The following is a 2,832-nucleotide window of genomic DNA, read 5'->3' on the forward strand; positions in this document are numbered from 1 at the left end:
GCCAGCACCGCGATGACGTCGACGGTCGGCCGCCGCTCGTGGAGGGCGCGGGCCGTCGTGCCGAGGGCGAAGACGAGGCCGACGAGGGTCCCGGCCAGCCAGGCCCCGTCGGCGAGCGGCGCGGCCTCCAGCCACCACGCGACCCCGCCCGCGGCGAGCAGCGCGGTCGACACGACCAGCAGGAGCGGTCCCGCCCTGTCCTGCGCCGGTACGCCGGCCACCGTCCCATCGTCCGCCGGGCGGCCGGTCGGTGACGGGGCCGAAGGTCATGTCCGACGGCGGGCGTGGCTGCGCCTCCGGTTGCCGACCCTGCTCGGCGCTCGTACGTTCGAGGGGACGGGCGCTCCTCGGCCCCGGGCGGCACCACCCCGGTGACCAGCAGGGACGCACGGGACGACCAGTGCCACGAGAGGAGCCGGTGCCGTGATCACCGCGGACGAGATCCAGGACGTCGCCCTGCACGGCGGGCCCGTGACGGGACCCGACGGCAAGCGTCTGGGCACGCTGCGCGACGTCTTCCTCGACGGCTCCACGGGCCGCCCGTCCTGGGGGCTGGTGACGGTGGGCCGGCTGCGCCGCGAGGAGCGCTTCGTGCCGCTCGACGGCGCGGAGCTGGACGGCGATGCGGTCCGCGTGCCCTACGGCCGCGACCTCGTGCACGCCGCTCCCCGCGTCGACGACGACAGCGGCCGTCTCGCCCCCGAGGAGGAGGCGCTGCTCCTGCGTCACTACGGCTTCGGACCCGCCGCCGACGACGACGCCTCGACCCGACCCTGACCGCACGACCTGATCCGCACGACCGGACGGAGACCGCCATGACCACCCACGACGACCGAGGTGGCGCGCACGCCGCGTCCGGCCCCACGGGCCCCGACCGACGGGGCGACGACCGCTACGACGCCGTCCGTCACGACGCCGACCACGACGGGCGTCCGGACGCCGTCGACCGGCACGACGACCGGGTCGACGGGCGCCACGACGACCAGCACCGCACCATGCCGCTCGCCGGCGACCGGGACCGGGACGGCGACGGCGTGCCGGACCGCTACGACAGCGACCAGGGCCGGGACCGCGACCGCGACGGCGTCCCCGACCGGCACGACCGGCACGACGACCGGCACGACGAGCACCGCGAGGACGACGACCGCCGTGGGCACGGTGCGGCGGCGGGCGCCGCCGGGGCCGGCGCTGCCGCCGGGGCGCTCTCCGCGCGCAGCTTCGGGCGCGACCGCCAGGCGGTCCTGGCGCGGGAGCGCGAGGAGTTCGGCGGCATGAAGATCGGCTCCGCCTTCTTCGGGTGGCTCACCGCGATGGGCACGGCCGTGATCCTCACGGCGATCGCCGCCGCGATCGGCACCGCCGTCGGCCTGGGGACCGACACCTCCGTGGACGAGGCCGCCGACTCGGCCGCCGCGGGCTGGACGAGCGCCATCGTGCTGCTCGTCGTGATCTTCGTGGCCTACTTCGCCGGCGGCTACGTCGCGGGGCGCATGGCGCGCTTCGACGGGGCCAAGCAGGGCATCGCCGTGTGGCTCTGGGCGCTCGTCGTCGCGATCGTCGTGGCGGTCCTGGCCCTCGTCGCCGGCACGGAGTTCGACGTGCTCGCCCAGGCCAACGCCTTCCCGCGGATCCCCGTGGACGAGGGCGACCTGACCGTCGTGGGCATCGGCGTGGCGCTCGTCGTCGCCCTGGCCGCCCTGGCCGGTGCCGTGCTCGGCGGCATCACCGGGATGCGCTACCACCGTCGTGTCGACCGCGTGGGCCTGGGCGCCTGACGGTCGGGTACGCCCGCGTCGGAGGACGGCGCGAGGGAGCAGCGCAGGCGTCGTGGTGGCGGGCAGGACGACATGCCCGCCACCGCACCCGTCCCGGGAACAAGCGCCGCGCTCGCACGGTTGATACCCCCAGGGGTATGGTCGAGCCGCATCCGAGGCCCTCGGGTCAGGACCGCGCCACCCGACCGCACCGCCCCGACCGCAGCACCCCCCGACGAGAGGAGCACCCCATGCCCACCGTGAACCTGACCGCCGAGACGTTCGAGAGCACCGTCGACTCCGACAAGCTCGTCCTCGTGGACTGGTGGGCCGCCTGGTGCGGCCCCTGCCGCATGTTCGCCCCGGTCTTCGAGGCGGCGTCCGAGCAGCACCCCGACGTCGTCTTCGGCAAGGTGGACACCGAGGCGGAGCAGGCACTGGCCGCCCAGGCCGGGATCAGCTCCATCCCCACGCTGATGATCTTCCGCGAGGGCATCCTCGTCTTCGCCCAGCCCGGAGCGCTGCCCGCGACCGCCCTGGAGGACCTCATCACCCAGGCGAAGGCCCTCGACATGGACGAGGTCCGTGCCGAGGTCGCCAAGGCGAGCTCCTGATGGGCTACGCGCTGAGCACCGTCCTGGCCCGCTCGTTCGACGAGACGGTCGACGCGACCCGCGCGGCCCTGCAGGAGCAGGGCTTCGGGGTCCTCACCGAGATCGACATGACGGCGACCCTCAAGGCGAAGATCGGCGTCGACGTGCCCCGGCAGGTCATCCTCGGCGCCTGCAACCCGCCGCTGGCCCACCGCGCCCTCCAGGCCGAGGCCACCATCGGTCTGCTGCTGCCGTGCAACGTCGTCGTCCGCGACCTCGGTGACGGACGCACGGGGGTGGACTTCCTGGACCCGCAGGTCATGAGCCAGGTCACCGCGAACCCCGAGGTCGCGACCGTCGCCGACGACGCCGGCGCACGCCTCCAGGCGGCGCGCGAGCGCCTCGAGGCGTCCGGGCCGACGCCCGGCTGACCTGACCCGCGCGACGCCCGCCAGGCGGTCAGCGTCGCGAACGGCCGTGCCGCC

General features: G+C 75.2%; 5 protein-coding genes. 4 read left to right on the forward strand and 1 reads right to left on the reverse strand.

Annotated features, from left to right (window positions below; genetic code table 11):
* Positions 1-221, reverse strand: a 221-nt coding sequence (locus tag N866_RS17770; protein ID WP_034229124.1) for a hypothetical protein, incomplete at its 3' end; no start/stop codon positions are given.
* Between the two features lie 202 nt (positions 222-423).
* On the opposite strand from N866_RS17770, the gene N866_RS17775 reads away from it, so the two are divergent.
* The 4 genes from N866_RS17775 (at position 424) to N866_RS17790 (ending at position 2,778) form a co-directional block, all read left to right on the forward strand.
* On the forward strand, positions 424-777 hold the full coding sequence (locus N866_RS17775) for a PRC-barrel domain-containing protein (RefSeq protein WP_052023230.1): 354 nt from the start codon (positions 424-426) through the stop codon (positions 775-777).
* Between the two features lie 38 nt (positions 778-815).
* Complete coding sequence (locus N866_RS17780; protein WP_155855466.1) at positions 816-1,775, forward strand: hypothetical protein; 960 nt, start codon at positions 816-818, stop codon at positions 1,773-1,775.
* A gap of 230 nt (positions 1,776-2,005) precedes the next feature.
* A complete protein-coding gene (gene trxA, locus N866_RS17785) occupies positions 2,006-2,368 on the forward strand; it encodes a thioredoxin (protein ID WP_034229128.1) in 363 nt (120 codons plus the stop codon).
* The gene (locus tag N866_RS17790; protein ID WP_034229131.1) at positions 2,368-2,778 is read left to right on the forward strand and encodes a DUF302 domain-containing protein; all 411 of its coding nucleotides are present in this window, start codon (positions 2,368-2,370) and stop codon (positions 2,776-2,778) included. The genes trxA and N866_RS17790 overlap by 1 nt, the downstream gene beginning before the upstream one ends.
* Positions 2,779-2,832 lie beyond the last annotated feature (54 nt).

Source organism: Actinotalea ferrariae CF5-4 (genome assembly GCF_000603945.1).
In the GTDB taxonomy this organism is placed as follows: domain Bacteria; phylum Actinomycetota; class Actinomycetes; order Actinomycetales; family Cellulomonadaceae; genus Actinotalea; species Actinotalea ferrariae.

Bases quoted from the DNA above. Each gene is read 5' to 3' on its own strand.
- N866_RS17790 (WP_034229131.1), top strand. From the start codon at position 2,368: ATGGGCTACGCGCTGAGCACCGTCCTGGCCCGCTCGTTCGACGAGACG.
- N866_RS17780 (WP_155855466.1), top strand. From the start codon at position 816: ATGACCACCCACGACGACCGAGGTGGCGCGCACGCCGCGTCCGGCCCC.
- trxA (WP_034229128.1), top strand. From the start codon at position 2,006: ATGCCCACCGTGAACCTGACCGCCGAGACGTTCGAGAGCACCGTCGAC.